General features: G+C 71.6%; 29 protein-coding genes. 16 read left to right on the forward strand and 13 right to left on the reverse strand.

What is annotated here, in order from left to right:
• Positions 1-142: 142 nt before the first annotated feature.
• Complete coding sequence (locus tag FLL47_RS31460; RefSeq protein WP_144125822.1) at positions 143-481, forward strand: DUF4190 domain-containing protein; 339 nt, start codon at positions 143-145, stop codon at positions 479-481.
• A 116-nt stretch (positions 482-597) separates the two neighbouring features.
• The gene (locus tag FLL47_RS31465; RefSeq protein ID WP_144125825.1) at positions 598-1,050 is read left to right on the forward strand and encodes a hypothetical protein; all 453 of its coding nucleotides are present in this window, start codon (positions 598-600) and stop codon (positions 1,048-1,050) included.
• A gap of 11 nt (positions 1,051-1,061) precedes the next feature.
• On the opposite strand, the gene FLL47_RS31470 is transcribed toward FLL47_RS31465, so the two are convergent.
• Together FLL47_RS31470 and FLL47_RS31475 are read right to left on the reverse strand one after the other, a co-directional pair.
• On the reverse strand, positions 1,062-2,690 hold the full coding sequence (locus FLL47_RS31470; protein ID WP_144125828.1) for an acyl-CoA dehydrogenase family protein: 1,629 nt from the start codon (positions 2,688-2,690) through the stop codon (positions 1,062-1,064).
• Positions 2,691-2,722: 32 nt separating this feature from the next.
• On the reverse strand, positions 2,723-3,388 hold the full coding sequence (locus FLL47_RS31475) for a hypothetical protein (RefSeq protein WP_144125831.1): 666 nt from the start codon (positions 3,386-3,388) through the stop codon (positions 2,723-2,725).
• 306 nt (positions 3,389-3,694) lie between these two features.
• Here FLL47_RS31475 and FLL47_RS31480 point away from each other — a divergent pair, with 306 nt between their 5' ends.
• Positions 3,695-4,471, forward strand: a complete 777-nt coding sequence (locus tag FLL47_RS31480; protein ID WP_144125833.1) for a nucleotidyltransferase domain-containing protein — start codon at positions 3,695-3,697, stop codon at positions 4,469-4,471.
• Between the two features lie 15 nt (positions 4,472-4,486).
• Here the strand turns inward: FLL47_RS31480 and FLL47_RS31485 are convergent, their stop codons facing one another.
• Positions 4,487-4,720 (reverse strand): hypothetical protein, encoded by a 234-nt coding sequence (locus FLL47_RS31485; protein WP_144125836.1) that lies wholly within the window; start codon positions 4,718-4,720, stop codon positions 4,487-4,489.
• A gap of 161 nt (positions 4,721-4,881) precedes the next feature.
• Between FLL47_RS31485 and FLL47_RS31490 the strand changes: the two genes are divergently transcribed.
• The 3 genes from FLL47_RS31490 (at position 4,882) to FLL47_RS31500 (ending at position 9,284) form a co-directional block, all read left to right on the forward strand.
• Positions 4,882-6,405 carry a M28 family peptidase gene (locus FLL47_RS31490; protein WP_246158908.1) on the forward strand — a complete coding sequence of 508 codons (1,524 nt, stop codon included), beginning with the start codon at positions 4,882-4,884 and terminating at the stop codon, positions 6,403-6,405.
• A gap of 108 nt (positions 6,406-6,513) precedes the next feature.
• Positions 6,514-7,809, forward strand: a complete 1,296-nt coding sequence (locus FLL47_RS31495) for a type III PLP-dependent enzyme (protein ID WP_246158909.1) — start codon at positions 6,514-6,516, stop codon at positions 7,807-7,809.
• Positions 7,806-9,284, forward strand: a complete 1,479-nt coding sequence (locus FLL47_RS31500) for a saccharopine dehydrogenase NADP-binding domain-containing protein (RefSeq protein ID WP_144125839.1) — start codon at positions 7,806-7,808, stop codon at positions 9,282-9,284. Before FLL47_RS31495 ends, FLL47_RS31500 begins: the two co-directional genes overlap by 4 nt.
• Positions 9,285-9,442: 158 nt before the next feature.
• Here FLL47_RS31500 and FLL47_RS31505 read toward each other — a convergent pair whose 3' ends face one another.
• Complete coding sequence (locus FLL47_RS31505; RefSeq protein WP_144125842.1) at positions 9,443-10,159, reverse strand: hypothetical protein; 717 nt, start codon at positions 10,157-10,159, stop codon at positions 9,443-9,445.
• A 349-nt stretch (positions 10,160-10,508) separates the two neighbouring features.
• A complete protein-coding gene (locus tag FLL47_RS31510) occupies positions 10,509-11,657 on the reverse strand; it encodes a DMT family transporter (RefSeq protein ID WP_186316016.1) in 1,149 nt (382 codons plus the stop codon).
• Positions 11,658-11,752: 95 nt separating this feature from the next.
• On the opposite strand from FLL47_RS31510, the gene FLL47_RS31515 reads away from it, so the two are divergent.
• Both FLL47_RS31515 and FLL47_RS31520 read left to right on the forward strand, forming a co-directional pair.
• Positions 11,753-12,679 (forward strand): LysR family transcriptional regulator, encoded by a 927-nt coding sequence (locus FLL47_RS31515; protein ID WP_144125848.1) that lies wholly within the window; start codon positions 11,753-11,755, stop codon positions 12,677-12,679.
• Between the two features lie 307 nt (positions 12,680-12,986).
• Positions 12,987-13,484: a hypothetical protein gene (locus tag FLL47_RS31520; RefSeq protein WP_144125851.1), complete on the forward strand. Its 498-nt coding sequence runs from the start codon at positions 12,987-12,989 to the stop codon at positions 13,482-13,484.
• Between the two features lie 58 nt (positions 13,485-13,542).
• On the opposite strand, the gene FLL47_RS31525 is transcribed toward FLL47_RS31520, so the two are convergent.
• A complete protein-coding gene (locus FLL47_RS31525) occupies positions 13,543-14,619 on the reverse strand; it encodes a hypothetical protein (protein ID WP_144125854.1) in 1,077 nt (358 codons plus the stop codon).
• A 75-nt stretch (positions 14,620-14,694) separates the two neighbouring features.
• Between FLL47_RS31525 and FLL47_RS31530 the strand changes: the two genes are divergently transcribed.
• Together FLL47_RS31530 and FLL47_RS31535 are read left to right on the forward strand one after the other, a co-directional pair.
• Positions 14,695-15,393 (forward strand): hypothetical protein, encoded by a 699-nt coding sequence (locus FLL47_RS31530; RefSeq protein WP_144125856.1) that lies wholly within the window; start codon positions 14,695-14,697, stop codon positions 15,391-15,393.
• Positions 15,394-15,457: 64 nt separating this feature from the next.
• On the forward strand, positions 15,458-16,117 hold the full coding sequence (locus FLL47_RS31535; protein ID WP_144125858.1) for a class I SAM-dependent methyltransferase: 660 nt from the start codon (positions 15,458-15,460) through the stop codon (positions 16,115-16,117).
• Position 16,118: 1 nt separating this feature from the next.
• Here the strand turns inward: FLL47_RS31535 and FLL47_RS31540 are convergent, their stop codons facing one another.
• From FLL47_RS31540 to FLL47_RS31550, 3 genes are read right to left on the reverse strand one after another with little or no spacing between them, the layout of a single operon-like run.
• Positions 16,119-16,709, reverse strand: a complete 591-nt coding sequence (locus FLL47_RS31540; RefSeq protein WP_144125861.1) for a TetR/AcrR family transcriptional regulator — start codon at positions 16,707-16,709, stop codon at positions 16,119-16,121.
• 13 nt (positions 16,710-16,722) lie between these two features.
• Positions 16,723-17,733 carry an aldo/keto reductase gene (locus FLL47_RS31545; protein ID WP_246158911.1) on the reverse strand — a complete coding sequence of 337 codons (1,011 nt, stop codon included), beginning with the start codon at positions 17,731-17,733 and terminating at the stop codon, positions 16,723-16,725.
• Positions 17,734-17,765: 32 nt separating this feature from the next.
• Positions 17,766-18,485: a glycine zipper family protein gene (locus FLL47_RS31550; protein WP_186316017.1), complete on the reverse strand. Its 720-nt coding sequence runs from the start codon at positions 18,483-18,485 to the stop codon at positions 17,766-17,768.
• Positions 18,486-18,727: 242 nt separating this feature from the next.
• On the opposite strand from FLL47_RS31550, the gene FLL47_RS31555 reads away from it, so the two are divergent.
• Positions 18,728-19,138 (forward strand): sensor histidine kinase, encoded by a 411-nt coding sequence (locus tag FLL47_RS31555; protein WP_246158913.1) that lies wholly within the window; start codon positions 18,728-18,730, stop codon positions 19,136-19,138.
• A gap of 9 nt (positions 19,139-19,147) precedes the next feature.
• Here the strand turns inward: FLL47_RS31555 and FLL47_RS31560 are convergent, their stop codons facing one another.
• Both FLL47_RS31560 and FLL47_RS31565 read right to left on the reverse strand, forming a co-directional pair.
• Positions 19,148-19,768 carry an SGNH/GDSL hydrolase family protein gene (locus FLL47_RS31560; RefSeq protein ID WP_144125864.1) on the reverse strand — a complete coding sequence of 207 codons (621 nt, stop codon included), beginning with the start codon at positions 19,766-19,768 and terminating at the stop codon, positions 19,148-19,150.
• Between the two features lie 38 nt (positions 19,769-19,806).
• A complete protein-coding gene (locus FLL47_RS31565; protein WP_144125867.1) occupies positions 19,807-20,412 on the reverse strand; it encodes a putative antibiotic biosynthesis monooxygenase in 606 nt (201 codons plus the stop codon).
• Between the two features lie 108 nt (positions 20,413-20,520).
• Between FLL47_RS31565 and FLL47_RS31570 the strand changes: the two genes are divergently transcribed.
• Entirely contained in the window at positions 20,521-21,099 is a 579-nt protein-coding gene (locus FLL47_RS31570) for a TIGR03086 family metal-binding protein (protein ID WP_144125870.1), read from the forward strand.
• Between the two features lie 40 nt (positions 21,100-21,139).
• Here the strand turns inward: FLL47_RS31570 and FLL47_RS31575 are convergent, their stop codons facing one another.
• Entirely contained in the window at positions 21,140-21,493 is a 354-nt protein-coding gene (locus tag FLL47_RS31575; protein WP_144125874.1) for a VOC family protein, read from the reverse strand.
• A gap of 66 nt (positions 21,494-21,559) precedes the next feature.
• The gene (locus FLL47_RS31580) at positions 21,560-21,814 is read right to left on the reverse strand and encodes a DUF6343 family protein (protein WP_144125877.1); all 255 of its coding nucleotides are present in this window, start codon (positions 21,812-21,814) and stop codon (positions 21,560-21,562) included.
• 159 nt (positions 21,815-21,973) lie between these two features.
• Here FLL47_RS31580 and FLL47_RS31585 point away from each other — a divergent pair, with 159 nt between their 5' ends.
• From FLL47_RS31585 to FLL47_RS31600, 4 genes are all read left to right on the forward strand, one after another.
• Positions 21,974-22,816: an SDR family oxidoreductase gene (locus FLL47_RS31585; protein WP_144125880.1), complete on the forward strand. Its 843-nt coding sequence runs from the start codon at positions 21,974-21,976 to the stop codon at positions 22,814-22,816.
• Between the two features lie 269 nt (positions 22,817-23,085).
• The gene (locus tag FLL47_RS31590; protein ID WP_222106282.1) at positions 23,086-23,838 is read left to right on the forward strand and encodes a GAF and ANTAR domain-containing protein; all 753 of its coding nucleotides are present in this window, start codon (positions 23,086-23,088) and stop codon (positions 23,836-23,838) included.
• Positions 23,839-23,890: 52 nt separating this feature from the next.
• Entirely contained in the window at positions 23,891-24,667 is a 777-nt protein-coding gene (locus tag FLL47_RS31595) for a GAF and ANTAR domain-containing protein (protein ID WP_144125883.1), read from the forward strand.
• A 170-nt stretch (positions 24,668-24,837) separates the two neighbouring features.
• On the forward strand, positions 24,838-25,602 hold the full coding sequence (locus FLL47_RS31600) for a SigB/SigF/SigG family RNA polymerase sigma factor (protein ID WP_144125886.1): 765 nt from the start codon (positions 24,838-24,840) through the stop codon (positions 25,600-25,602).
• Positions 25,603-25,618 lie beyond the last annotated feature (16 nt).

A 25,618-nucleotide genomic window follows, 5' to 3' on the forward strand; every position in this document is an offset into this window, starting at 1 on the left:
CCGACGTAAAGGAAGGGCACCTTCTTAACGCTATGCGTAGAGGAAGGGCACCTTGTTAACACCCACTGGCCGTCGTGCTGCCACGACGACCGGTGGCGGGGGTGACCTAGCCTGCACGGCAGAGCGTCCGAGGAGGGCCACCATGACCGACCAGCAGCCGAAGACCCCACCACCGCAGCAGCCGCCGTACCCGTACGGCCACTACCCGCCGCAGCCGCCGTACAACACGTACGCGATCCTGTCGCTGGCGCTGGGCATCTTCGTCCTGCCCCCGCTGGGCATCTACTTCGGCAACAAGGCCAAGCAGCAGATCGCGGCCACGGGCGAGCGCGGCATCGAGCTGGCCAATGCCGGCGTCGTCGTCGGCTGGGTGCTGACCGGCCTGATGGCGGCCTTCTTCGTGCTGTGGTGCGTCATGGCCGTCACGATGTTCGGCACGTTCGGCCTGTTCAGCGTCGCCACGGTCGGCGCCACGTCCTGACCTGCCGCCGCGCGGGCACGGACGACGCGACCGGGCCCGCCGACCGCGTCGAGAGGGGCAGCGCGACCGGCGACGAAACGCTAGCCTGGCGCGTCACCGATCTTGGGGAGCGCGCGATGGAATTCGAACTGTGCCTGCGCCTGTGGCAGGAGGAGCGGGCGCAGATCCGCCACCGCCTGCGGGTCGCCGCGACCTGGAGCGCCGCCTGCCTGGGTGCGTCGGCCCTGCTGTTCGGGCTGTCGCTGCTCGCCGAGGCGATCAACCGGGAGTGGCCGGTCGGCGGCGGGACCGCCGTGGCGGGGCTGGCCATGATCGTGATCGGCGGGCTGGGCATCGGGGTGGTGACGGTGGTCCGGTCGGAGGTCGAGACGCACCGCCGCCGCGCGGAAGCGCTGTTCGCCGAGTTCGCCCTGCCCGCCGACGACCGCGCCCGGCTGCTCCAGGACAACCGGGGTGCCTACAACACCGCGGACCGGGAGGTCATGCTCACCGTGCCGCTGCTGGCGGCACACTGGATCGTGATCATCGGCGGTCTGCTGGCCCTGCTCATCGCGGTCGCACCGGCCTGACGGCCACGCGGTCAGGCCGGGGGCACCCGGTCCAGGATCGTGGCGAGGTCGAGGCCGGGCGGCAGGGTGCCGAAGGCCAGGCCGCGGTCGCCGGCCAGCCGCGAGGCGCAGAACGCGTCGGCGACCGCGGCCGGCGCGTGCCGGACCAGCAGCGAACCCTGCAGCACCAGCGCCATCCGCTCGACGATGCGCCGGGCGCGCAGCTCGGCGTCGGCCGTGTCGGCCAGCTCCTTGCGCAGCTCCTGCCAGGCCTGATCGAGCCGGGTATCACCGCCCAGGCCCGCCGCGACCTCCTGCTCGTACGCGGCGAGGCTCTGCGGTTCCCGGGACAGCGCACGCAGCACGTCGAGGGCGTTGACGTTGCCCGAGCCCTCCCAGATGCCGTTGAGCGGCGCCTCCCGGTACAGCCGCGGCATGCCGGAGTCCTCGGTGTAGCCGTTGCCGCCCAGGCATTCCAGGGCTTCGGCGACCATCGCCGGCTGCCGCTTGCACACCCAGTACTTGGCCAGCGCGGTGGCCAGCCGGGCGAACTCCTGCTCGCCGCGGTCGCCGCGGGCGGCCCGGTCGACCGCGCCGGCCACCCGCATCACCAGCGTCGTGGCGGCCTCCGACTCGATCGCCAGGTCGGCCAGCACGTTGCGCATCAGCGGCTTGTCCAGCAGCGGGCCGCCGAACGCGTGCCGGTGCCGGGCGTGGTGCACGGCCTGCATCAGCGCGGCCCGCATACCGGCTGCGGAGCCGAGGCCCGAGTCGAGCCGGGTCAGGGACACCATCTCGATGATGACGGCCACTCCCCGGCCCTGCTCGCCGACGAGCCAGGCCACGGTGTCGTCGAATTCGGGCTCGCTGCTGGCGTTGCTGCGGTTGCCGAGCTTGTCCTTGAGCCGCTGGATGCGGAAGGTGTTGCGGGTGCCGTCGGGCAGCACCCGGGGCACCAGAAAGCAGGACAGGCCGCCGGGCGCCTGGGCCAGTACGAGGAACAGGTCGTTCATGGGCGCGCTGGTGAACCATTTGTGCCCGCGCAGCAGCCAGGTGCCGTCCCCGGCGGGGGCGGCCGTGGTGGTGTTGGTGCGCACGTCCGAGCCGCCCTGCTTCTCGGTCATGCCCATGCCCGCGAGCAGACCTCCCTTGGTCTGCGGGGCGCGCAGGCCCGGGTCGTACACCCGGCCGGTCAGCAGCGGCTCGAAGCGCGCGGCCAGGTCGGGCTGGGCGCGCAGCGCGGGCACCGCGGCGTACGTCATCGAGATCGGGCAGGTGTGGCCCTGCTCGACGACGCTCCAGACGAGCAGCCCGGCGGCGCGAGCCACGTGCGCGCCCGGCCGTGGGTCGGCCCACGGCCCGCCGGCCAGGCCTTCGCTGACGGCGACCCGCATCAGCTCGTGCCACGACGGGTGGAAGTCGACCTCGTCCACGCGGTTGCCGTACCGGTCGTGGGTGCGCAACTGCGGGGTGTGCCGGTTGGCCTCGTCGCCCCAGCGCTGCGCCTGCTCGGTGCCCGCGAGCCGGCCGAGCCGGTGCAGGTCGTCGAGGTGCCAGGTCGCGCCCTCGCGGACCACCGCGGAAAGCAGCGCCGGGTCGGCGGCGACGTCGTGCCCGGCCAGCGGCGGCACCTGATTGAAGACCTCGTGGGTGGCGACCATCTCCACATCCTGCCCTACCGGCTGAACGAGCGTTAGCCCTCCGGAAGCACCGCCGTCGCGGCTGGCCCGCCCTGCTCGGGTGCTGCGGTCACGGCCTCGCCGCCCACCGCGGCCGCCACCTGGCCAGGGCCCCGGACCAGCCGCACCCAGCCGGCCAGGTTGCCCAGTGCCACCAGCACCAGCGCCAGCAGCGCGAACCCGAACCCGCCCTGGTCGTGTACGAAGTCGCCGAGATCCTTGCCGGCCGGCAGCGGCCCGGTGAGCTGCTCGCGCAGCCGCTCCTCCACCAGCACCCGCACGGTGGCCTGGTTGACCAGCAGGAACAGTGCCGCGATCGCGGCGAGTGCGGCGACCACGCCGCGCCGGGTGCGGGCCCGGCCCACCCCGATCGCGATGAGCACGCCGACCACGAGCAGCACGAGCACCGTGCCCGCCAGCGGCTGCGGGGCGAGCACATCGTTGCGCTGCTGCTCGGGTGGCAGCAGCTTGTCCGCGGTGACGTCCGGCGTGCCGCCGGTGGCCAGGTCCCAACCCGTGTAGGTGGTCGTGCCGCCCGGCGCGGCCCGGCCGTAGCCGCCGGGCGCGTCACAGGACACGGTCAGGAACGGGGCCGCGAACAGCAGGCCCGCCAGCACCAGCCCGGCCGGGCTGAGCAGCCGGGAGAACCGGCGCACCGATCGACGCTCGTCGTCTGCCATTCGCGACAGCCTAGGCCGCCCCGACCCTCCCGTCACCCCCAGCGGTACGACCGACTGCCCCCACGCCGTAATGCCACCACGCACATCACGCCCCGCCGTGCCGCCGTGCCGCCGTGCCGCCGTGCCGCCGCTGCAGTTTCGGGGAAAGTGCACGAATGCGGGCGGACATTGCTCCACTTTCCCCGAAACTGCCGCATGCGGCGACCACCGCGGGACGGCGGCGCGGCGGCGACCACCGCGGGACGGCGGCGCGGCGGCGACCACCGCGGGACGGCGGCGTGGCGGCGGCGCGGGCATAATCGCCGGGTGTTCGAGGAACTCTGGGTGACCGCCGCGCACGTCCGGGCGCTCGACGAGCGGGTGCGGGGCCTGGTGACGGGGCTGTTCGTCACCGGCTCGGTGCCGCTGGGCGACTACTGGCCGGGCCGCAGCGACATCGACTTCGTCGCGGTCATGGATCGCGTGCCGACCGCCGAGGAACTGGCCAGACTGGCGAAAGCGCATCTGTCACTGCCCGAGGACGGCCCGGTCTACGACGGCATCTACCTGACCCGCGCGCAGCTCGCCGCACCTCCGGCCGAGGGCGACACCGCGCCGCAGATCCTGGCGGGCGATTTCCAGCCTGCGCAGGCCGGCGGGCAGCTCAACCCCGTGACCTGGCTCGAACTGGCGCGCCACGGTCTGCCGATCCTGGGCGAGCGGCCCGAGGTGGCACTCGACGAAGGCGTGCTGCGCCGGTGGTTGCTGGACAACCTGTCCGGCTACTGGGCGGACTTCGCCGCCCGGGCGACGCCACAGTTCGCGGCGCTGCCGCCGGACATGCCGGTGCCCGCGGATCCGGTGCTGTGGGCGGCGACCGGGCCGGGCCGGCTGCACCACACGCTGACCACGGGCGAGGTGACGACGAAGACCGGCGGCGCGCGGCACACCGCCGAGGTGCTGCCGCAGTGGGCCGACCTGTGCGAGCGGGTCGTCCGAGCACGCGCCGGCGACGACGTGCCGTTCACCGCCGCCGACGGCCTGGCCTCCATGGGACTCATCACCGACGTCGTGGCCGACGCCCGCACCCGCTGGACGCGCTGACCCGGCCGCGCGACTTCAGCCGAGGGCTCGCCGGGCGAGCATCCCGGCGGGCATCGGCGACCCCTTCTCGCGGACTTCCTGCAGCGTGGAGTACACGGTGACCGTGACGCCGGCGCGGACTTCGCGTTGGTACGTGATGTGCCGCACCACCGCGATCATGCCGCGCGAGGACGACCTGAGGTGATCGGGCGTGCTGCCCGTCGTGCTGATCAGGTTCCCTGTCGCTCCGTCGGGTTTGCCGACGATCATGCGCGGTCCAGCGCAACTGAACGATGGATGAGGCCGACGCCGGGCGCAGGTCACGGAACGGTCAACCACCACTTCCATCTATTCGCATTAATCATTTCGATGGCTAGTCTGCGCCTGCCGGTAACCCCCGGCACACCCGTGATCCCCTGAGGAGTCAGGCCTTGCGACCCTACGCAGCAAAACGCGCCCTGCTCGCCCTCGCCCTGGCGGGCACCGCGCTGGCCGCCCCCGCGGCCGCCACGGCCGCCCCGGCGCCCGTCGCCGCGCGAGCCGCGGCACTCGCCCTGGCCGCGCCGGACATCTCACTGACCAACGTGAAGGCGCACCTGCAGCAGTTCCAGACCATCGCCACCAGCAACGGCGGCAACCGCCGCGCCAACACCGCGGGCTACACCGCGTCGGTGAACTACGTCTACAACAAGCTGGTCGCCGCGGGGTTCTCGGTGGTCAGGCAGAACTGCACCTCCGGCTGCACCAGTGGGGCCGGCCCGAACGTGATCGCGGACTGGCCGGGCGGCGACGCCAACACGGTCTACATGTTCGGTGCGCACCTCGACGGCGTCGCCGCCGGGCCGGGCATCAACGACAACGCCTCGGGCTCGTCGACCCTGCTGGAGATCGCGCTCACCCTCGCCGCGACCAACCCGTCGATGCTCAACCACGTGCGGTTCGGCTTCTGGACCGACGAGGAGCAGGGCCTCAACGGTTCGCAGTTCTACGCCAACACCCTGCCCGCGGCGGAGCGCACCAAGATCAAGGGTTACTTCAACTTCGACATGGTCGGCTCCACCAACGGCGGCTACTTCATCAACCGGATCACCTCCAGCATCGGGCAGGTCCTGAAGGCGTACTACGACACGAACTTCCCGGGCCTGAACCCGGAGGAGAACGTCGAGGGCGCGGGCCGCTCCGATGACGCGTCGTTCAACGCGGTCGGCATCCAGACCTCGGGCGTGGCCGCCGGGGCGAGCGCCAACAAGACCTCGGCGCAGGTCGCCAAGTGGGGCGGTACCACCGGGGACTACGACCCTTGCTACCACGCGTCCTGCGACACCTACCCGTCCAACATCAACGACACGGTGCTGAACCGGGCCGGCGACGCCGCGGCGTACGCCCTCTGGACGCTGGCCACCGGCACCCCGGCGACCTCGGTGTGGACGGACACCTTCGAGACGGCGACCGGCTGGACCACCAACCCGGGCGCCACCGACACCGCCACGACCGGCGCATGGGAGCGCGGCGACCCGGGCGACACCAATTCCAGCGGCGCCAAGCAGCTGGGCACCACGGTCTCGGGGACCAACGACCTGGTCACCGGACGGCTGGCGGGCACGGCCGCGGGCGACTACGACCTCGACGGCGGTGTGAGCAGCGTCCGCTCCCCGGCGGTGACCCTGCCGGCCAGCGGAACGATCAACCTGGCGCTGAACTGGTATCTGGCACACGGCTCGAACTCGTCCAGCGCCGACTACTTCCGGGTCTCCATCGCGCACAACGGGGGCACCACCACGCTGTTCACCCAGGCGGGCGCGGCCAGCAACCGCAACGGCTCGTGGGCACTGGGCACCTGGAACATCTCGGCGTACGCGGGCCAGTCGGTGCGGATCCTGATCACCGCCGCCGACGCCTCCACGGCGAGCCTCGTCGAGGCGGGCGTCGACGACGTCAAGATCACGGTGTCCTGACGCCTGTCGATCATCGGAGCCCCACCTGCGCTGTTCCGGCGGCACGGGTGGGGCTCCGGTCACTTCGCAAGCTCAACGTCACCCACTCGGAGTATGAGTATCGACACAGTGCGTCGCGGCATCCCGAGGGCTGTCCGTTCACTCTTTGGCCCTAGACTCCACCGTCGGCAATCGAACGGCCGCATTCAACACCTTCACTGGAGGATTAGCGAGACGATGGCGATGACCAACGGCAAGACCCTGGTCACCATGATCGCGGCAGGAAACCGCGAGATCCAGGACTTCCTCGATTCAGACCAGCGAGAGACTCCCTACCTGGTCATTGATCCCAAGGTCGCGGCGCAGCAGTACCGCCGCCTGACCGACGCCTTCCGCGAGACCCAGGTCTTCTACGCGGTCAAGGCGAACCCCCAGCCGATACTGATCAGGCTTCTGGCCCGGCTGGGATCTTCTTTCGACGTGGCGAGCCCCGCCGAGATCGACCTCTGCCTCTCCGAAGGCGCCGATCCGAGCAGGCTGTCGTACGGCAACACGATCAAGAAGGCTGCGGACATCCGCTACGCCTACGATCGCGGCGTACGCATGTTCGTCTTCGACAGCGAGGCCGAGCTGCGCAAGCTGGCCGAGCATGCCCCCGGTTCCGCCGTCTTCTGCCGCCTGCTGGCCGGAAGCGCCGGCGCGCAGTGGCCGTTGAGCCGCAAGTTCGGGTGCTCCCCGGACATGGCGGTGGAGCTGCTGGATCAGGCCCGCACCCTCGGGCTGGTGCCGATCGGGGTGTCGTTCCACGTCGGGTCGCAGCAGCTGGACCCGTCCCGGTGGGATCCGAGCATCGCCCAGGCCGCGCGGGTGTTCCGCGAACTGGGTGAGCGCGGCGTCCAGTTGACGCTGCTCAACTGCGGTGGCGGCTTCGCCACCGGATACCAGGAGCCGGTCGCGCCGATCCAGGCGTACGCCGATGCGATCAACACCGCGGTCGAGCGACATTTCGGCCCCTGGCGGCCGTCGCTGGCGATCGAGCCCGGCCGCTTCATCGCGGCCGACTCGGGAGTGCTGCGGGCGCAGGTCGTGCTCGTGTCGCAGAAGTCCTACGACGATGATCACCGATGGGTCTACCTGGACATCGGTCGCTTCGGCGGGCTGGCCGAGACGGAGGGCGAGGCGATCCAGTACCGCCTGGTCACCGCGCGCGACGGGGAGCCGACCGGTCCGGTCGTGCTGGCCGGGCCGACCTGCGACAGCGTCGACATCCTCTACGAGAAGGCGCCCTACCGGCTGCCCCTGGATCTGAGACCGGGCGACTACGTCGACATCCTCGGCACCGGCGCCTACACCACCACGTATTCTTCCGTTGGCTTCAACGGTTTTGCACCTTTAGCAACGTTTTGTATCGGAGACAACGCGTGAACACGATCCCCAAGCTGGCCTTCGGCGGCCGCATCCTCCTGCTCGGCAGCGGCTCGGTGTCGCAGTGCCTGCAGCCCCTGCTGCTGCGCCACGTCGACATGGACTTCACGCGTCTGACCGTGATGGACTTCGAGGACCTCGCCCACACCGCCGCGGAGGTCACCGCCGCCGGCGCGACCTACGTGCGTGAGCGCATCACCCCGGAGAACATCGAGACCAAGCTCGCCGAGTACGTCGGCGACGGCGACGTCCTGATCAACCTGGCGTGGAACATCGACACCGGCGTGATCATCGACTGGTGCCAGCGCCACGGCACCCTCTACGTCGACACCTCCGTTGAGGAGTGGGACCCGTACGCCGACCAGCTCGCCGCCACCCCGCAGTCGCGGACGCTGTACGCCCGGCACATGAAGCTGCGCGAGCGGGCCAAGGGCTGGAAGTCCGACGGCCCCACCGCGATCGTCGAGCACGGCGCGAACCCCGGCCTGGTCAGCCACTGGGCCAAGATCGCGCTGCTGGACATCGCCACCGCGATGCTCAAGGAGCCCGAGCGCCTGTCCAAGCCGCTGGACGCCGAGCGCAAGGCCAAGCTGGAGGAGGCCCTGGCCAACCGCGACTTCGCGGCGCTGGGCATGCACACCGGCACCAAGGTCATCCACATCTCCGAGCGCGACACCCAGGTCAGCGACAAGCCCAAGCAGGTCGGCGAGTTCGTCAACACCTGGTCCGTGGAGGGCTTCTACGAGGAGGGCATCGCGCCCGCCGAGATGGGCTGGGGCACGCACGAGCCCAAGCTGCCCGAGCACGCGTACACCCACGAGTCGGGTCCGCAGAACCAGATCTGCCTCGCCCAGACCGGCATCACCACCAAGGTCCGCTCCTGGGTGCCGCTCGGCGGCCCCATCATCGGCATGGTGGTGCGCCACGGCGAGGCGTTCACCATCAGCGACCACCTGACCGTGTGGGAGGACGGCAAGGCGGTCTACCGCCCCACCGTGCACTACGCGTACCAGCCCTCCGACGCCGCGCTGAACAGCCTGCACGAGTGCCACATGAACGGCTACGAACTGCAGACCAACCAGCGCATCATGAACGACGAGATCATCAGCGGCATCGACGAGCTCGGCGTGCTCCTGCTCGGCCACGAGCTCAACGGCTGGTGGGTCGGCTCGCAGCTGGGCATCGACGAGTCGCGCGCCCTGGTCCCGCACCAGAACGCCACCACGCTGCAGGTCGCCGCGTCCGTGCTGGGCGCGGTCTACTGGATAGTCAACAACCCGAACCGGGGCCTGTGCGTCCCCGACGACCTCGACGCCGAGGCCGTCCTCGAAGTGGCCAACCCGTACCTGGGCCCGGTCCCGTCGGTCCACACCGACTGGACCCCCCGCAGCTCGTACTACGACCCGTTCGCCAACTTCCGCCCGAAGACCGGCGACGACACCGAACCCTGGGCCTTCGAAAACTTCCTGGTCTAGGAAAGGAAGGGCACCTTCACATCGCTATGTGTTGTAGAAGGGCACCTTCTTAACGCCGCGGCCCCGGTCACCTGCTGGTGACCGGGGCCGTTGCGCGTTCGGGCGTGTCCCGGGCGGCCCGTATGGTCAGCGCCCGGTCAGGCCGACCGGCATGGCGCTCACCCGGGCAGCTGGGTGAGCCGGGACTCGACGGCCGACTTGACCTGCGTCGTCAGCAACTCGGTCGACTCCTGGTCAGGTCCATAGGTGTTCACCAGGATCACCACCCTCCCGCGCCCGAAGTACGTGTAGCACACCACCTGCTTGGTCGACTGATCGCTGTAGCAGGCCGCGGCACCGTGGTAAAGAGCGGAATCCACGCTGATCTTCGTGCTCTCGATCTTGCGGAAGGTGACACCCGCCTCGCGGTAGGACTTGCACCCCTTCAGGATGGGCTCGACCTTGGCCACGACGTCCTTGGCCTGCTCCTTCGGCAGCACGAAGACGTCCTGCCCGACGATCCCGGCCTGGCCGATCGTCCAGGACCGCACGTGAGTCAGGACCCGCTTCGCGTCCGCGGTGGACGAAGCCGAACGCTCGCCGCACGCGGTGACGATGCCGACCGGGAAACCCGGCCAGGAGTCGCGGTCGGACGCGCGCACGACCTCCAGGCCACCCGAGTTCACCACCGTCGTCAGGAGCTCATCGCTGACCATGGCCGTTTCCATCAACTGGATCGGGGTCAGCGAGGCCGCGGGCGACGGGGCGCCCGGTGCGGATGGCGTGGGCGATGCCACCGGCGACGACGGCGGCGTGGGTGCGGCGACCGGGGCGGCCGGACCGCAGCCACCCGCGAGCAACGCGGCGACGACGACCAGCGGTATGAGGTGTCTCAACGTCCTGCTCCTGAACTCGGCGAGGGAACGGCGCACGATACCGCCGAATCAGGCCCGCGGCGATACCGCTGCGCTTCGCCGCCGCACCGTCCCCGTCCGCGCTCAGGTGTCGGGTGCCGCAGTGTGCACGCGTTGAGCATGTCGCCGCGTGGTGGAGCCGACGTTGGGCCGGTGGTGGAATGCGATGACCACCGAGGGAGGCCGGCTATCGAGCCAGCGGGCCGCCGATCGGACGCCGATGCGGCGTCGCCGAACTGCCCACCGACGGACCGCTGCGTCGCAGGTCACGCGCCCGGCGCGTTAACAAGGTGCCCTTCCATGACGCATAGCGATGGGAAGGTGCCCTTCCTTACCTCTGGGCGGGGTGTTGGGGGGTGCGCTGGTCGCGGCGGTTGGGAACGGGGTCGGCGGCCGGACGGGTGCTCGCGGCGGGGCCCGAGGGGGCGCGGCGGGCAAGGCGGCGGCGCACGGCACGGCCGCCCACACGCACGGCTGCGGCCGCGGGCTCGGCAGGAACGTCGTCCGACGCCGGGTCGGCGGCGGCAAGCACCTGGGGCGCGAGTGAGGGAAGGGGGCGGCGCGGAGCACGGCGGCGCAGTTGGAGGACGGCGACCGAGGCCAGGACGGCCAGGCCACCGGCGGCCTGGACGGGGCTGAGGCGCTCGCCATAGACCAGCACGGTGGTGGCCACCGTCACGGCGGGCTCGGCGCAGGACAGGATCGCCGCGGCGGAGGCGCCGACGTCGCGTACGCCGACGAACATCCCGGCGATCGGGACGACCGTGGAGATCACGGCCAGCAGCACGATCCACACCCAGCCCGACGCCTGGTGCGGCGTGTGCAGGCTGCCGGTGGCCAGGCCCGCGGCGGCCAGGCTGACGGCCGCCGAGGTGCAGACCACCGCGGTCACCGCGAAGATGTCCAGGCCGGCGGGCAGACCGGCGGAGACAGTCAGATAGAGGGCGTACGCCACCGCGGCGCCCAGCGCCAGCAGCACTCCCCCGGTCGCGACCGAGCCGCCGACGCCGCCCGCGCCGAGCATCAGCAGCATGCCCGCCGCCGAGCAGGCCAGCGCAGCCAGCCTGCGGCGGTCCGGGCGCTCGCGGCGCAGTGCGATCGCCAGCACGGTGACCAGCGCCGGGTACGCGTACAGCAGCAGCGCCGTCAGCGAGGCGTCGATGCGGGCCAGCGCCCCGAAGTAGAACCCGGCCTGCAGCGCGTAACCGACCGCGCCGAGCCCGACGCAGACGGCCAGAGCCCGCCCGCGGGGCAGCGGCGCGCGCCGCCAGGCGACCACGGCCCACAGCAGCACGGCCGCGAGCGCGAACCGGCCGGCCAGCATGGTCGGCACGTTGAACCCGGCCGCGTACGCCTGCTTGGCGAACACCGCCGACATGCCGAATCCCGTCGCGGAGACGAGCACCAGCACGGTGCCACGCCGAACCGAGCGGGCTTGCGGCGTGCTCACGGCGGCGGGCGCGGCGACGGTGGTGGTCATGACACAGAACGGTAGGTCGGGTTCAGCCATCGAGGTAGCCTTGGTTTCCAGCGCTGTCCAAAGGCATTTCCTATAGATCGAACCGAGGGAGCACCTTGCTTTCGCTGCACCAGCTCCGCTGCTTCCTGGCCACTCTGGAGCACGGCTCGTTCACCGCCGCCGCGGGCGCCCTCGGCTATGCCCAGCCGTCGATCTCCGAGCAGGTCCGGCTGCTGGAGCAGCAGCTCGACACGACCCTGTTCCGGCGGGTCGGGCGGGGCCTGGTGCCGACCGAGGCGGCCCGGGCCCTGCAGCCGCACGCGTCCGCCGCGCTGGCCGCCGTCGACGAGGCCGGGCGGGCCGTCGCCTCGGTGCGGGAGCTGCTGACCGGCACGGTGCGCTTCGGGGTGTTCCGCACCGCCCGGTTCTACCTCGCCGCCGACCTGGTCGCCGACGTGCTGCAGCGCCACCCCGGGGTGCGGATCGAGCTGGTCGGGCAGAACTCCGCCGAGGTCCTCGAGCACCTGCGCAAGGGCCGGCTGGAGGCGGCGGTGATCGCGCTGCCGGTCGAGGACGAGAACATGGTCGTCACCCCGGTGCTGCGCGACGAGCTGGTGTACGTCAGCGCCGACCCGACCCGGCTGCACGCCCGGATCACGCCCGCCGATCTCGCCGCCGCCCAGCTGGTGCTGCCCGACGCGAGCTGGCGCGAGACCGACACCACCCGCCGCCAGCTCGCCCAGGCGGTGCAGCGCACCGGCCACCCGCTGCGTCCCCGGATCGAGGTGGAGGACACCGAGACGGCGCTGGACATCGCGGCCCGCGGCCTGGCCGACACGGTCACCTGGCGGGGCGTGCTGCACGGTCTTGGCGACCGGCTGCCCGCCGGGCTGGGCTGGGCCCCGTTGCGCCCGGCGATGTACGAGACGTTCGCCGTGGTCCACCGGGAGGGCGAGCTCTCCCCCGCCAGCCGCGTGGTGGTCGACCTGGTCACCGCGCGGATGCGCGGCCTGGACCGGGCGATGCGGGCGCGCACCGGCTGATCCGCGCCCGCCGCCGCGGGCGTCGTCCTTCGGCTCGCCACGGCGGACCGGCTCCGCTGTGCACTGCGCGGCGCACCTTTGACCAGGCGAACACGGGGTCGTCATGGTGCCCGGCACCATGGCTAGACCGTCCTAGGCTGCTAGGTGAGTGGCTCGATCGGTGGAGCGAGGCGTCGCCGTCCACACCGGATCACGACAAGCTGCGTGACACTTTGCTATCTAGCGTCACATTTCTATGTGTGGTAGAAATCTTCCCATCGCTGCGCAGCGGACGGCATTTAACTCCAACACCCCCAGGAGAATCCCCATGTCCCGCTTCGTACCCCGGGCCCTCACCGTGGTCGTCGCCGGCGTCATCGCGTCCGTGCTGGCGTTCGCCAGTCCCGCGCATGCCGCTACGTTCCTCACCCACTCGCAGGCGGCCTCGCAGCTGAGCGCAGCCGGCATCACCTGGTCCTCGAGCGGCAACTGCAGCAACCGCAACAACGCCAGCTGCACCTCGTTCACCGACGTCCGCCAGGTCACCATCAACGGCATCAAGACGCTCAAGAGCGCCAGCGGCTGCGCCATCAACATCACCGCAGGCACCGAGACCGGCCACTCCTCCGGCACCTACAGCCACTGGAACGGCTACAAGCTCGACATCAGCAAGTACGCGTGCATCGGCAACTACATCAAGGCCCACTTCACCTACGTCGGCTACATCTCCGGCTGGGGCTACCAGTACCGCTCCGGTGCCGGCAACCTCTACACCGACGAGGGCAACCACTGGGACATCCTGTTCTACAACTGCGGCGGCTGCTGACCAACGCTGCCGGACCCGTGCCGCCCCTCCCGCGGCACGGGTCCGACCCGCCGGGACCTCAGCGGACGTCGGCGACCGGCCCGTCGGGCACCAGGAAGATCTCCTTGTTCTCGGCGACGAAGAGCAGGTCGTGGGTGCCCGGCACGTAGCTGCCGCCCTCCACCGAGGCGTTGCCCGCCGCCGATGCGAACGTGTCGGTGTGCACCGGCTTGCCGCTCATCGCCTTGCGCAGGAAAGCGTCCCCGGTCAGCGCCGGATCGGCCGCGAACACCCAGTACCGGGAGTGGCCGGCCAGGGTCAGCCGGGTCCGGTCGTCGGAGACGGTGCTGACCGAGATCTTGTTCACCGCGTGGTCGAACTTCGTCACCGGCAGCAGGGCGACCGGCGCGTTGCGCTCGGCGGGCAGCACCGCCCGGTACACCGGGGAGTTGGTGGTCTTGGCGAAGATGTAGAGCTCGCCGTCCAGCCAGAGCATCGCCTCGGCGTTGCGGGTCCTGCACCCCGGGGCCGGGTCGGGAAAAGCCAGGGGATACTTCGCGGTCACCACGAACGGGTCGTCGGTGTCCGGCTCGGGCTCCAGAGTGCGGTAGAGATACTGCTTGCTCACGCAGTCGTTCGCCCCGATGTCGCCGATCCACAGGTTGTCGTCGTCGTCGATGACGACGTCCTCCCAGTCGGTATTGGCCCCGTCGAAGACCTGCGCGAACGGGAAGTTCTCCCCGCGGCGTACGGGATGGGACTGCGCGTCCTCGCCGAGCCGGATGGTCCACAGCGCGGCCCGCGGCCGCTGCGTGGTGGCGCCGCCCCCGTCGCGCAGCCAGTAGAAGACCCCGGGATGCCGGCGGCTGGCCACCAGACCCGAGGCCTCGCTGGCGGGCAGGTCGGCGGTGTGGATGGCGATCGGCTGCCCGGCCTTGGCGGCGGCGCCGGGCACCAGGCGCGACGGACTCTCCGCGAACGGTGCGGCGGGCTCGGCGGTCTGTGCGGCCGGCGACACGGCGGTCTCCCCCGACGCGGCCGGATCCGGCGCGCCGGCAGCGGCCGGATCCGGCTTGCCGGGCCACGGCCGACTGTCCGGGTCGGGGGCCGACAACAGCGCCACAGCCGTCGCCAGCACCGCCGCCGCAAGGAGCACGAATCGCTTCATACCCTCTAAACGGGGCAAACCACCCAGACGCAACCGGCAGGCGCGGCACGGCGTCTACCCAACATGACGATCCCTCGCTCGCACGGCCGCCTGCTCGCGGCGATCCTGCTCGCCACCGCGCTCGCCGGATGCGCGGGCCAGCGCGACCAGGCAGGCGCCGCACCGGGCGGCCCCGGGACACCGCCCGCCTCCGGCGCCGCTGACGGCAGCCCCGCAGTCGAGACACCGCGCTCACGGCTGCCGCACGACACCTCGGGCACACCCACCGCGGGCTGCCGCGAGGGCCGCCCCATGCCCAGCTCGTACCAGACCCAGGGCATGGACGTGTACCCGGCCAACGGCCCGCTGCTCGACGCCCTCGACCGCATCTCGGCGGCCGGGAACAGCCGATTTCAGAAGTCCTTCGCCGGGGTGCAGATCGTGGAGGACCGCGGTGAGGGAGCCGTCCACCGGGTGCCCGACGCCGCGTTCGACACCTTCATCATGAAAGAGGCCGGCGCCGACATCTGCCTCTACCTGCGCGACGCCCGCTTCAGCGCGGCCACGCTGACCGCCTTCGGCGATCGCATCTCCGCCGACTTCGCCTACTGGCGCAAACGGGGCATCAACGTCAACTCCGTCGGCGGCAAGGGCCAGGGATCGGGGATCACCGTCGGCGTGGCCGCCGAGGACATCGACGAAGCCCGGGTCGAGCTGCCGAAACGGTACGGCACCCGGATCCCGATCACGATCGAGGAGCAGGGTCCGATCAGAGCGTTATGAAGCGGTGGCAGGCGTCACCGGCCCTGCACGGGCGGCCCGGCCGAGCAGGCGGCACACTTCGGGGGTGACCGACACCGCTGTTGACTTCGTCCGCTCGTACGCCGCGCTCGCCCCGGTGCCCTTCCTGCCGGAGCTCAAGCTGCACCAGGCCGACGAGCCGATCGGCCTGTGGGAGCTGACCGAGGGCGAGTACCGCAGCGAGCAGCCGCCGCCGTTCTGGGCCTTCGCCTGGGCCGGCGGGCAGGCGCTGGCCCGTCACCTGTTCGACCACCCGGAGACGGTGGCGGGCAAGCGGGTGCTGGACATGGCCGCGGGCTCCGGGCTGGTCGCGGTCGCCGCGGCGTTGACCGGGGCGGCGTCGGTGCGCGCGGTGGACATCGACCCGCTGTCGGCCGCCGCGATCGGGCTCAACGCCGCGGCCAACGGCGCGCAGGTGTCCGTGGACCAGGCCGACATCCTGGGCGGCGACGCCGCCGATGCCGAGATCGTGCTGGCCGGGGACGTGTTCTACAGCCAGGCGATGGCCGACCGGATGCTCGGTTTCCTGCGCCGGGCGGCCAAGAACGGCGCGCGGGTGCTGGTCGGCGACCCGGACCGGGCGTTCCTGCCCAAGCCGCTGTTCCGCGAGGTGGCCGCCTATGACGTGCCGGTGCCGTTCGCACTGGAGAGCGTGACGGTCAAGCACACCCGGGTATGGGAGCTGCGCGGGCCGGCGAAGGCCTGACTCACCGCTGCGGCACGCCGAGGCCGCTGAGGATCAGCAGCCACACGCCCTCGTACGCGGCCTTGATGTCGGGGTCGTTCCACTCGGCGATGTGCGCGGGATTGTGGAAGCGGCTGGTGGCGTCGAACACGGCCCGGCCCATCCGGAACGGATCGCCGACCGTGAAGTCGCCGCGGCCCACCCCGTCGGCGATGATCTCGCCGAGCTGCGCCGCCAGCGCGTTGACGTGCGCCTGGACCACCTCGTCGGCCTCCAGCGCCAGGTGGTAGTACGTGGTGAACAGCTCCGGCTCGTCGCGCGCCCGGCTCTGCTTGGCGTCGCACAGGGCGTCCAGCCACCGGCGCAGCCGCGGCTGGGCGGGGCCGCGCTCGGCGGCGATCACGGCCAGCGGCTCGGACAGCCGCGCGAGCCAGCGCTCGGCGACCGCGTTGCGCAGCGCGGCCTTGCTGGGGAAATGCCGGTACACGGTGCCGTGGCTGACGTTGAGCGCGCGCGCGACGTCGACGACGTTGGCCTTCGCCGGCCCGTAGCGGCGGAGGGCCTCCTCCGCCGCTTCCAGGATCCGGTCAGGTGTGAGCGGAGCATCTGCCATAACGAGGCAGACCTTACCTCTCGCTGTCGAGCGCCGACATCGAATGCGGGTCGTAGCGGTCTCCGGAGACCGATCCGGCCGGTACGGCCGAGGCGATCCGGGCCAGGTCGGTCTCGGTCAGCACGACCGGCAGCGCGCCCAGCGACTCCTCCAGCCGCGCCCGGGTGCGCGCGCCGACCAGCGGCACGATGTCGTCGCCCTGGGCCGACACCCAGGCCACCGCGATCTGCGCGACGCTGGCGCCCTTGTCCTGACCGACCTCGCGCAGCGCGTCGACCAGGGCCAGGTTGCGGTCCAGGTGGTCGCCGGCGAAGCGGGGCAGGTGGCCGCGGAAGTCCCCGGCCACGGTGGCGCGGTCGCGGGACCAGTGGCCCGACAGCAGGCCGCGGGACAGCACCCCGTACGCGGTGATGCCGATGCCGAGTTCGCGGGCGGTGGGCAGGATGTCGGCCTCGATGCCGCGGGAGATCAGCGAGTACTCGATCTGCAGGTCGGCGATCGGGTGCACGGCGGCGGCCCGGCGCAGCGTGGACGCGCCGACCTCGGACAGGCCGATGTGTCGCACGTAGCCCGCCTTGACCAGGTCGGCGAGCGCCCCGACGGTCTCCTCGATGGGCACGTTCGGGTCGAGCCGGGCCGGGCGGTAGATGTCGACGTGGTCGGTGCCCAGGCGCTTGAGGGTGTACGCGAGGAAGTTCTTGATCGCGACCGGCCGGGTGTCGACGCCGTTCCAGCCGCCCGCGGCGTCGCGCAGCGCGCCGAACTTGACGCTGATGACGGCGTTGTCGCGGTGGCGGCCCTTGAGCGCGTCGCGCAGCAGCAGCTCGTTGTGGCCCATGCCGTAGAAGTCACCGGTGTCGAGCAGGGTGATCCCGGCGTCGAGGGCGGCGTGGATCGTGGCGATGCTCTCCGCCTCGTCGGCGGGGCCGTACAGGTCGGACATGCCCATCAGGCCGAGCCCCAGAGCGGAGACGCGCGGGCCGGAGGTGCCCAGACTGCGAAGTTTCATGATGTCGGTAGCCATGCCGATACGATACGACTGACAGATGACAGATTTCAAGTTTTGTCATTCGTATAGTGAGCGCGGTCACCTTCACCTGGCGATCCGCGCCGCAGGCGCTCCCTGCGGTGGACCCGCCGCGACAACCGGCGGCCCGGCCTGGGCACGGGCAGGTCGCCGTACCGGTCCCGGACGTCCCGGCGATACGCCCAGGCCTCGTGCCAGACGTGCAGGTAGACGCCGCGGGTGAAGTAGCGGCCCGGCCCGGTGATCGGATAGCCGTCATGGTCGTGGTAGAGCCACCACACCGGCAGCACGCTGAACACGACGTAGTTGAGCCCGACCAGCGGCAGGTAGAGCGGCCCCAGCAGGCGCGCCTGCCGTACGTGCAGGTCTTCGTGGCGCTCGTTGGCCGGGGTGCCACCGGCGATCACGTTGCCCAGCGTGGTGGCGTACCCCCGCATGGCCTGCTCGTGGATGTCGATCCGGCCGCGACGGCAGCAGCGCGGCGGGTCCAGGTGGTGCCCGCGGGCCAGGTTGACGGCCAGGAAGCCCGCCCCGGCGATGGTGTTGGCCAGGCTCCAGCTGTGGTCGACCGCGAACAGCGCCACCCCGCGCAGGTTCGGCGGATATGCCCGCACCCGCCCGACCGCCCACCCGTACGGCACCGCGACCACGGCGACCGCTCCGGCGGCGACCACGGCCCCGCCCGTACCCAGCAGGAATCCGGCCACGGCAGCCACCGCGACCTGGATCAGCGCCGACAGCGCCCCCACCGCATACGCCCCTATACGCGCACCCTACCCACCCGCCCCCACCCCCGGACGGTCTCGATCATCCGACTTGCCTGGCAATCGGGCGTATCTTGGCGCGGCATTCGCCCACGTGCCAGGCAAGTCGGATGATCATCACGCGGGTTCAGCCCTCGCGGTGAGTGGTGGGGCCTTCGCCGGGCGGGGCGGGGGCGTACTTGTCGCACTTCTTCATGGCGGCCTGGAACTCCGGGTCGTCGAGGCTCATGCCGGGCTGGTTGCCGTCAGCCTGGCTGCCCTCGTCGGTCGGCGCAGAACCTGGCGACAACGGCGTCCGGCACAACGTCGCGGCGGGCGGCCGGCTGCTGGTGTCCACCACGTCCCGCGGCGACGGCACGGTCGAGCTGCGGGTGGCCAACACCGGGCCGGTCATCCCCCGCTACGAGGTGCCGAGCCTGTTCGAGCCGTTCCACCGGTACGGCGGCGACCGGCTCGCGGCCGCGCCCGGCGCGGGACTCGGGCTGTCCATCGTGCGCGCGGTCGCCCGCGCGCACGGCGGGGACGTGCGGGCCGTGCCGGGCGAGGGCGGCGGCCTGGTCGTGACGGTCACCCTGCCGCGGGCCGCGGCCCTCGACGAAGAACTCGCGGGTACGCCGGAAGCAGCGGCCCGCCGCTGAGGCGGGCGGTCAGCCGATGACGTCCAGGAAGGCGCGGGCGATGACGGCGTGGCCGGCCAGGTTCGGGTGGATGCGGTCGTGCGCCCAGTCGGCGGGCCGGGTCGAGGTGAGCACCCGGTCGAACGCCGCCTGCACGGGCACGTGCAGCGCGCCGAACTCCTTCGCCAGCGCGGCGACCGTGGCGGCGTAGTCGCCGGTCATCGCGTACTGCGGGTCGTCGCGGTCGGACTCGATCAGGTACGGGTCGGCGAGGATCAGGCGGCAGCCGGTGCGCTCGACCGCCGTGGCGAGCAGCGAGCGCAGCGTCGTCGCGTACTCGTCGAGCGGCACGGCGGCGTCGGGCCGGTTCTCGAAGAAGCGCCAGACGTCGTTGATGCCGATCTTCACGCTGAGCCAGTCGGGCTGCTCCTCGACGACGTCGCGCTCCCACCGGGCGGCGAGGTCGCGCACGGTGTCGCCGCTGATGCCGCGGTTGGCCCAGCTCAGGCCGAGTTCGGGACGGTCGGCGGTGACGAGGGCCTGCACCAGGCTCATGTAGCCGTTGCCGTAGGGCGCGGCGGCGTCGCGCCTGCCGCAGTCGGTGATGCTGTCGCCGATGAACACGATGCGCTGACGTGGCTGGAAGATCACCGGCCCATGCTAAGCGCCCGGCCCCGCGGGCGCGACCCTCAGCGCGGCGGCGACAGCAGCCAGGGGTCGGTCAGGTCGTGGTAGGACAGCATCGAGGTCAGCTCCTCGGCCCGGTCGAGGGCGCCCTGCAGCTCCGGCGGCAGCTGCCGCTGCTCGCCCGCGCGGGCCTGCTCCACCGAGGTGAAGTACACCGCTTCGGTGAAGGTGCCGTCGTGGTGCAGAGCCACCGTGCCGCCGATGAGGTCCGGGCGGAAGGCGTGCAGGCTGGCCGACAGCCGTACGACGCTGTCCATCATCCGGTCCGGGTCGGTGGTCTGGCCCGTGATGACCTGTACGAAGCCGGCCTTGTCGGAACCGGTGGCGAGATACCCGCGCACGTCCGCGCTGTCGTGGAAGGTCGGGTCGGCGACCAGCGGCGCGGTCTCCTGCCACCAGCGGTCCTGCTCGGGACGCCTGCTGTTGGCCTGGGCCGCCTCCGCCGAGGCGAACCGGGCGAGCACGACCAGCCGGCCGTCGGCGGTGACCCCGCCGGTGCTGCCGAGCCAGCCGTCGGCGCCCGGGGACAGCTCGCGCACCCAGCGTTCGAATGCTTCGCGTGCCGCATCGGGGTCGGCCACGCGGCCGCGGATGACCTGAACGAACATGGCGGACCTCCCGTCCCCCCGACGGTACGTCCCGACCGGCCACCCGGGTCGCCGAAGCCGGATCTCGGCCCGTTCTGCCTGCATATACTGCTTGGCGAGGTGGATGCCATGGACCTGCTCAACGGCTACCGGGCCAGTCTGGCCGAGTTCACCGACCGCGTCGCGCAGGTGCGGCCGCAGCAGTGGTCGTCGCCCACGCCGTGCCCGGAGTGGGACGTCCGTACGCTGGTCAATCATCTGGTGGGCGAGGACCGCTGGACCGTGCCGATCTTCGCCGGGGCCACCGTCGACGACGTCGGTGACCGGTTCGCCGGCGACCTGCTCGGCGCTGATCCCGTCACGGCGGCCGCCGACGCGGCCCGCGAGGCCGAGGCCGCGGTCACCGCGCCCGGGGCGATGGACCGGATCGTGCATCTGTCCTTCGGCGACACCGCCGCCAGCGAGTACGCCTACCAGCTCACCGCCGACCATCTCATCCATGCCTGGGACCTGGCCGTGGCGCTGGGTGTCGACCCGGCGCTGGACCCGCAGGCGGTGAAGGTGGTCGCGGACTGGTTCGACACCGAGGAGAACGCGTACCGCGGGGCAGGGGTCATCGGCCCGCGTTTCGATCTGCCCGACGGAGCCGACGCGCAGGACCGCCTGCTGGCCGCCTTCGGCCGCGATCCGTCCTGGGCCCCGGACTGACCCGTGGGCCCCTTGGCCGCAGGTGCGGTGGTGGGCGGGCTCAGGCCGCGCTGAAGGCGGTGACGTGGGTCGGCTGGTAGACGCCGAGGGTCGCGCCGCCGGGCAGGCGTACCACGGCCTCGGTGCCCCACTCGCGCTTCGCGGGCGCGACGATGATCTCCAGGCCGCGCTCGCTCCACTGTGCCACCGTGGACTCCACGTCATCGGTGGTCAGGTACAGCTCGCAGCGGGTGTGCGCGTCGGCCGGGTGGAAGGCGATCTCCGCGGGCGGCGCCTTGAAGATCAACCAGCCCTCACCGGTGTCCACGTGCGGGAAGCCGAGCACGTCGCGGAAGAAGGCGCGGTCGGCGTCGGCGTTCGTGCTGTAGATCAGAGCATGCATACCGTTGATCATGTCTTGATGATATGCCGCCTGACCTGGGCAGCAGAACGCTTCCGCGGTCTGGTTCGCACGGTGGGCTCATTCGAAGAGCGAGTGCGGCGCGCCGTGGTCCTCCCGGCGGCGCTGCCGCCGCCGGCGGGTGATCACGATCAGGTCGACGACCGTGACGGCCATCAGCAGCACGCTGAACCAGCCCAGCCAGGTCAGTCCGAAGGCGAACGAGATGACCGCCAGCACGCCCGCGAACACCAGTCCGAACCCGGCCAGTGCCAGCCGGAGGTTCAGCGCGCTGTACGGGTGATCGTGGGTGCCGTCCGGCTTCTGTCTTGTCATCGTGGCCTCGATTGCCATTCTAGTCCGCATCAGGACGGCTCAGGATGATCGGCAATGTGGCGCAACGGCCGGATCCGGCCGGAGCGGGCCGCGCCACCGCGTAGGCCGCCCGCCCCGCACCTACCATGAGAACCGACCCCTACCAGGCGGGAGAGGCACATGTCCGGCGCTACGATCGCCGTCACCGGGGCCACCGGCCGGCTCGGTCTGCGGGTGGCGCAGCGCCTCGCCGAGGCCGGGCTGCCCCAGCGCCTGCTGGTGCGCGACCCCGGCCGCGCCCCCGAACTGCCCGGCGCGGAGGTGCGCCGAGCGGCGTACGGCGAGCGCGCGGCGGTGCGCGACGCGCTGACCGGGGTGGACACGGTGTTCATGGTCTCGGGCGCGGAGTCCGCCGAGCGGGTCGACGACCACCGCACGTTCATCGACGCCGCAGTGGCCGCCGGGGTGCGCCGGCTGGTGTACACCTCGTTCTTCGGCGCGGGCCCCGACGCCACGTTCACGCTCGCCCGCGATCACTGGGCCACCGAGCAGCACCTGCGGGACACCCCGCTGGCCTGGACCTTCCTGCGCAACAACCTCTACCTGGAGATGCTGCCGCTGTTCGCCGGGCGCGACGGGGTACTGCGCGGTCCGGCGGGCAACGGCCGGGTGGCCGGGGTGTCCATCGCCGACGTGGCGGGCGTCGCCGCGCTGGTGCTGCGCGAGCCCGGCCGCCACGACGGGCAGACGTACGAGCTGAGCGGGCCGCAGGCGCTGACTTTGGAGCAGGTCGCCGAGATCATCACGTTCGTGACCGGGCGGCAGACGAGCTACCACGACGAGACCGTCGAGGAGGCGTACGCCTCCCGGGCCTCCTACGGCGCTCCCGGCTGGCAGGTCGAGGCGTGGGTAAGCACGTACCTCGCCATCGCCCGGGGGGAGCTGGCCGCCACCACCGGCACCGTGGAGCGGTTGACCGGTGCGCCCGCGGTGAACCTGGAGGAGCTGCTGCGGCTGGGCTGAGCCACCGGATCCGCCCGCCCAGGAACATGCCCGCCCGGCGGATGACCCGCGGCTCCGCGGACGCGTTCCGGACCCTCGATCCCGGCGCGGATCAGCGTAGGCTGAAGGCATACGTTGGCTCCGGACCCCGGCGACGTCACGCACGTCGATTCCGTGGAGGTCTCCGTGAGCATCCTTGGTTCGATCGTCGCCGTCCCGCGATTTCACCTCGGCGTGGTGCGTCCGGGTCTGGCCGTGCGCCGGAGCAGAGCACCGGCAAGCGGCGCAGCATGATCAATGAGCGGGTCATGCGGGTCTGGGCACAGGTCGGCAAGCAGACGCAGGGCGCCCCTGTGACGCTGGCGCACATCTGCGCCGCCGCGGTGGAGGGCGTGCATGTGGACGGGGCCGGTTTGACGATCATGGTGAGTTCCACGGTCCGCGACGTCGTGCACACGTCGGATCAGGTCGCCGCGGAGCTTGAGGAGTGGCAGCTGACCTACGGGCAGGGCCCGTGCGTGGACGCGTTCGCCTCCGGCGGTCCGGTGCTGGCGCTGGATCTGTCGTCGTCCGAGAGCCTGACCCGCTGGCCGGTGTTCACCCCGGCCGCCCTGGGCAGCGGCGCGCAGGCCGTGTTCGCCCTGCCGCTGCAGTTCGGCGCGATCCGGCTCGGCGTGCTCGACCTGTACCGCTCCCGGCCGGGCGCGATGAGCCGGTACGAGCTCGCCGACGCGCTGGCGTTCGCCGAAACCGCCGCCCTGACCCTGCTCGACGGCGTGGCGGGGCAACAACCTGACACCGCCGAACTGGCCTGGCAGCGCGACGACCCGACCGCGCACCAGGCTCAGGTGCACCAGGCCACCGGAATGATCATTGCGCAGCTCGGCACCAGCGCCGAGGCTGCTTTCGCCCGGCTGCGCGCCTACGCCTACGCCCACGATCGCAGGCTGGGCGATGTGGCCCGCGACGTCGTGGAGCGCCGGCTGCGGTTCGAGCCCGATCCGCTGGACAACCATGATCACGATGAGGGAGTGCCCGCGTGACCGCCCGATACCGAAACCACGTCGAGGACTATCGTTGTGGGGGGAGACGCGTATGAGAGAACGACAGTTGGCCGACGCTTTCGTCGAGCTGGCCGACACCCTCGTCGACGATTTCGACCTGATGGACTTCCTCCACCAGGTGACGGTGCGGTGCTCGCAGGTGCTCGGCGTGGCTGCGGCCGGCCTGCTGCTGACCGACCAGCGCGGCGCGCTGCGGGTCGCGGCCGCCTCCACCGAAGAGACCCGGCTGCTGGAGCTGCTCCAGCTGCAGACGGACGAGGGACCCTGCCCGGAGTGCTTCCACTCCGGCGAGGCGGTGGCAGTCCCCGACCTGTCTTCGGCCGCCGACCGCTGGCCGCGCTTCGTCGCCCAGGCCGCCCAGAGTGGATTCGCCTCCGTCCACGCCCTGCCGATGCGCCTGCGCACCGACGTCATCGGGGCCCTGAACCTCTTCGGCGCCCGGCCCGGCAAGCTCGACGACCACACCATCCAGCTGGGTCAGGCGCTCGCCGACGTGGCCACGATCGGGCTGCTGCAGGCCCGCGCCATCCGTCACCACGAGACGCTCGCCGAGCAGCTGCAGACCGCGCTCAACAGCCGCATCATCATCGAACAGGCCAAGGGCGTCATCGCGGAACGCCGCCGCATCGACATGGACGAGGCGTTCACCCTGCTGCGGGAGACCGCCCGCCGCGAAAACCGCCGGCTGTCCGAACTGGCCCGCGCGGTGGTCGACGGGACGGAGCCGGTCCTGCCCGAACGATCGACGCCCATGGCTGCCGGGCAGCCGCCGATCCGCTTGCGCCACCACGACGGCAGCGTAGGCTGAGCACACGATCGGAGACACTCTGATCAGGTCGGCGTCGGGTGAACCACGCCGACCGTTTCCTTCACACCGCCCAGACCCCGCGGTCAGACCAGGCAACACCGGTGGCCTCAGCAGAGGCTTCCGGCCGGTCGGCACGCCGCTGCCTCCAGCCGTCGAGGGCGTTGATCCGTATGACCATCTCTGCCGAGCGCCCGGTCCGTTCCACCGAACAACTGCTGCAGGCGCGCGCCGAACTGGCGGCGGACGACCCCGAACGCGCCCGGATCCGCGCCCGGGTCATCGAGGAGAACCTGCCCATGGCCCGGCGGCTCGCCCGGCGCTTCGCCGGACGCGGGGAGCGCCTGGAGGATCTCGCCCAGGTCGCCGCCCTCGCGCTGATCAAAGCAGTCGACGGCTACGACCCCCAGCGTGAGATCCCGTTCAGCGGATACGCGGTGCCGTTCATCCTCGGCGCCGTCAAGCGGCACTTCCGTGACGCCGCCTGGGGGATGCGGGTGCCCCGCGCGGTCAAGGAGATGGGCCACGTGGTGGCCGCCGCGGCGAGTGAACTCAGCCAGCAGCGCGGTCGCACGCCCGGCGCGGCCGACATCGCCGACCACCTGGACCTTGCACTGGCCGACGTGCTGACCGCGGTGGGATCGTGGCAGGCATACCGGGTGATCTCCTTGAACGCCCCGCCTTCCGGCACCGCGGGCGCCGACCTCATCGAGCGGATCGGCGACGTCGACGCGCGCTACCAGGCCGTCGAGGAGCGCATGTCACTGCGCCCCGTGCTGGCCGCGATCCCGCCCCGGGAACGGCGCATCCTCGCCATGCGGGTCTACTGCCGGATGAGCCAGGCCGAGATCGCCGCCGAGATCGGCCTTTCCCAGATGCACGTGTCCCGGCTGCTCAAACAGACGCTCGACCGGCTGCGGGCGGCGATACCGGAATGAGGCCGGCCGGCGCCGG

Origin of the sequence: Catellatospora sichuanensis (assembly GCF_007483665.1) — a bacterium.
Lineage (GTDB): Bacteria > Actinomycetota > Actinomycetes > Mycobacteriales > Micromonosporaceae > Catellatospora > Catellatospora sichuanensis.

Bases quoted from the DNA above. Each gene is read 5' to 3' on its own strand.
- FLL47_RS31530 (WP_144125856.1), top strand. From the start codon at position 14,695: ATGACGATCCCTCGCTCGCACGGCCGCCTGCTCGCGGCGATCCTGCTC.
- FLL47_RS31565 (WP_144125867.1), bottom strand. From the start codon at position 20,412: ATGTTCGTTCAGGTCATCCGCGGCCGCGTGGCCGACCCCGATGCGGCA.
- FLL47_RS31460 (WP_144125822.1), top strand. From the start codon at position 143: ATGACCGACCAGCAGCCGAAGACCCCACCACCGCAGCAGCCGCCGTAC.
- FLL47_RS31470 (WP_144125828.1), bottom strand. From the start codon at position 2,690: ATGGTCGCCACCCACGAGGTCTTCAATCAGGTGCCGCCGCTGGCCGGG.
- FLL47_RS31570 (WP_144125870.1), top strand. From the start codon at position 20,521: ATGGACCTGCTCAACGGCTACCGGGCCAGTCTGGCCGAGTTCACCGAC.
- FLL47_RS31485 (WP_144125836.1), bottom strand. From the start codon at position 4,720: ATGATCGTCGGCAAACCCGACGGAGCGACAGGGAACCTGATCAGCACG.
- FLL47_RS31590 (WP_222106282.1), top strand. From the start codon at position 23,086: ATGATCAATGAGCGGGTCATGCGGGTCTGGGCACAGGTCGGCAAGCAG.
- FLL47_RS31540 (WP_144125861.1), bottom strand. From the start codon at position 16,709: ATGGCAGATGCTCCGCTCACACCTGACCGGATCCTGGAAGCGGCGGAG.
- FLL47_RS31585 (WP_144125880.1), top strand. From the start codon at position 21,974: ATGTCCGGCGCTACGATCGCCGTCACCGGGGCCACCGGCCGGCTCGGT.
- FLL47_RS31555 (WP_246158913.1), top strand. From the start codon at position 18,728: ATGCCGGGCTGGTTGCCGTCAGCCTGGCTGCCCTCGTCGGTCGGCGCA.
- FLL47_RS31520 (WP_144125851.1), top strand. From the start codon at position 12,987: ATGTCCCGCTTCGTACCCCGGGCCCTCACCGTGGTCGTCGCCGGCGTC.
- FLL47_RS31575 (WP_144125874.1), bottom strand. From the start codon at position 21,493: ATGATCAACGGTATGCATGCTCTGATCTACAGCACGAACGCCGACGCC.
- FLL47_RS31595 (WP_144125883.1), top strand. From the start codon at position 23,891: ATGAGAGAACGACAGTTGGCCGACGCTTTCGTCGAGCTGGCCGACACC.
- FLL47_RS31600 (WP_144125886.1), top strand. From the start codon at position 24,838: ATGACCATCTCTGCCGAGCGCCCGGTCCGTTCCACCGAACAACTGCTG.
- FLL47_RS31580 (WP_144125877.1), bottom strand. From the start codon at position 21,814: ATGACAAGACAGAAGCCGGACGGCACCCACGATCACCCGTACAGCGCG.
- FLL47_RS31510 (WP_186316016.1), bottom strand. From the start codon at position 11,657: ATGACCACCACCGTCGCCGCGCCCGCCGCCGTGAGCACGCCGCAAGCC.
- FLL47_RS31475 (WP_144125831.1), bottom strand. From the start codon at position 3,388: ATGGCAGACGACGAGCGTCGATCGGTGCGCCGGTTCTCCCGGCTGCTC.
- FLL47_RS31545 (WP_246158911.1), bottom strand. From the start codon at position 17,733: ATGGCTACCGACATCATGAAACTTCGCAGTCTGGGCACCTCCGGCCCG.
- FLL47_RS31465 (WP_144125825.1), top strand. From the start codon at position 598: ATGGAATTCGAACTGTGCCTGCGCCTGTGGCAGGAGGAGCGGGCGCAG.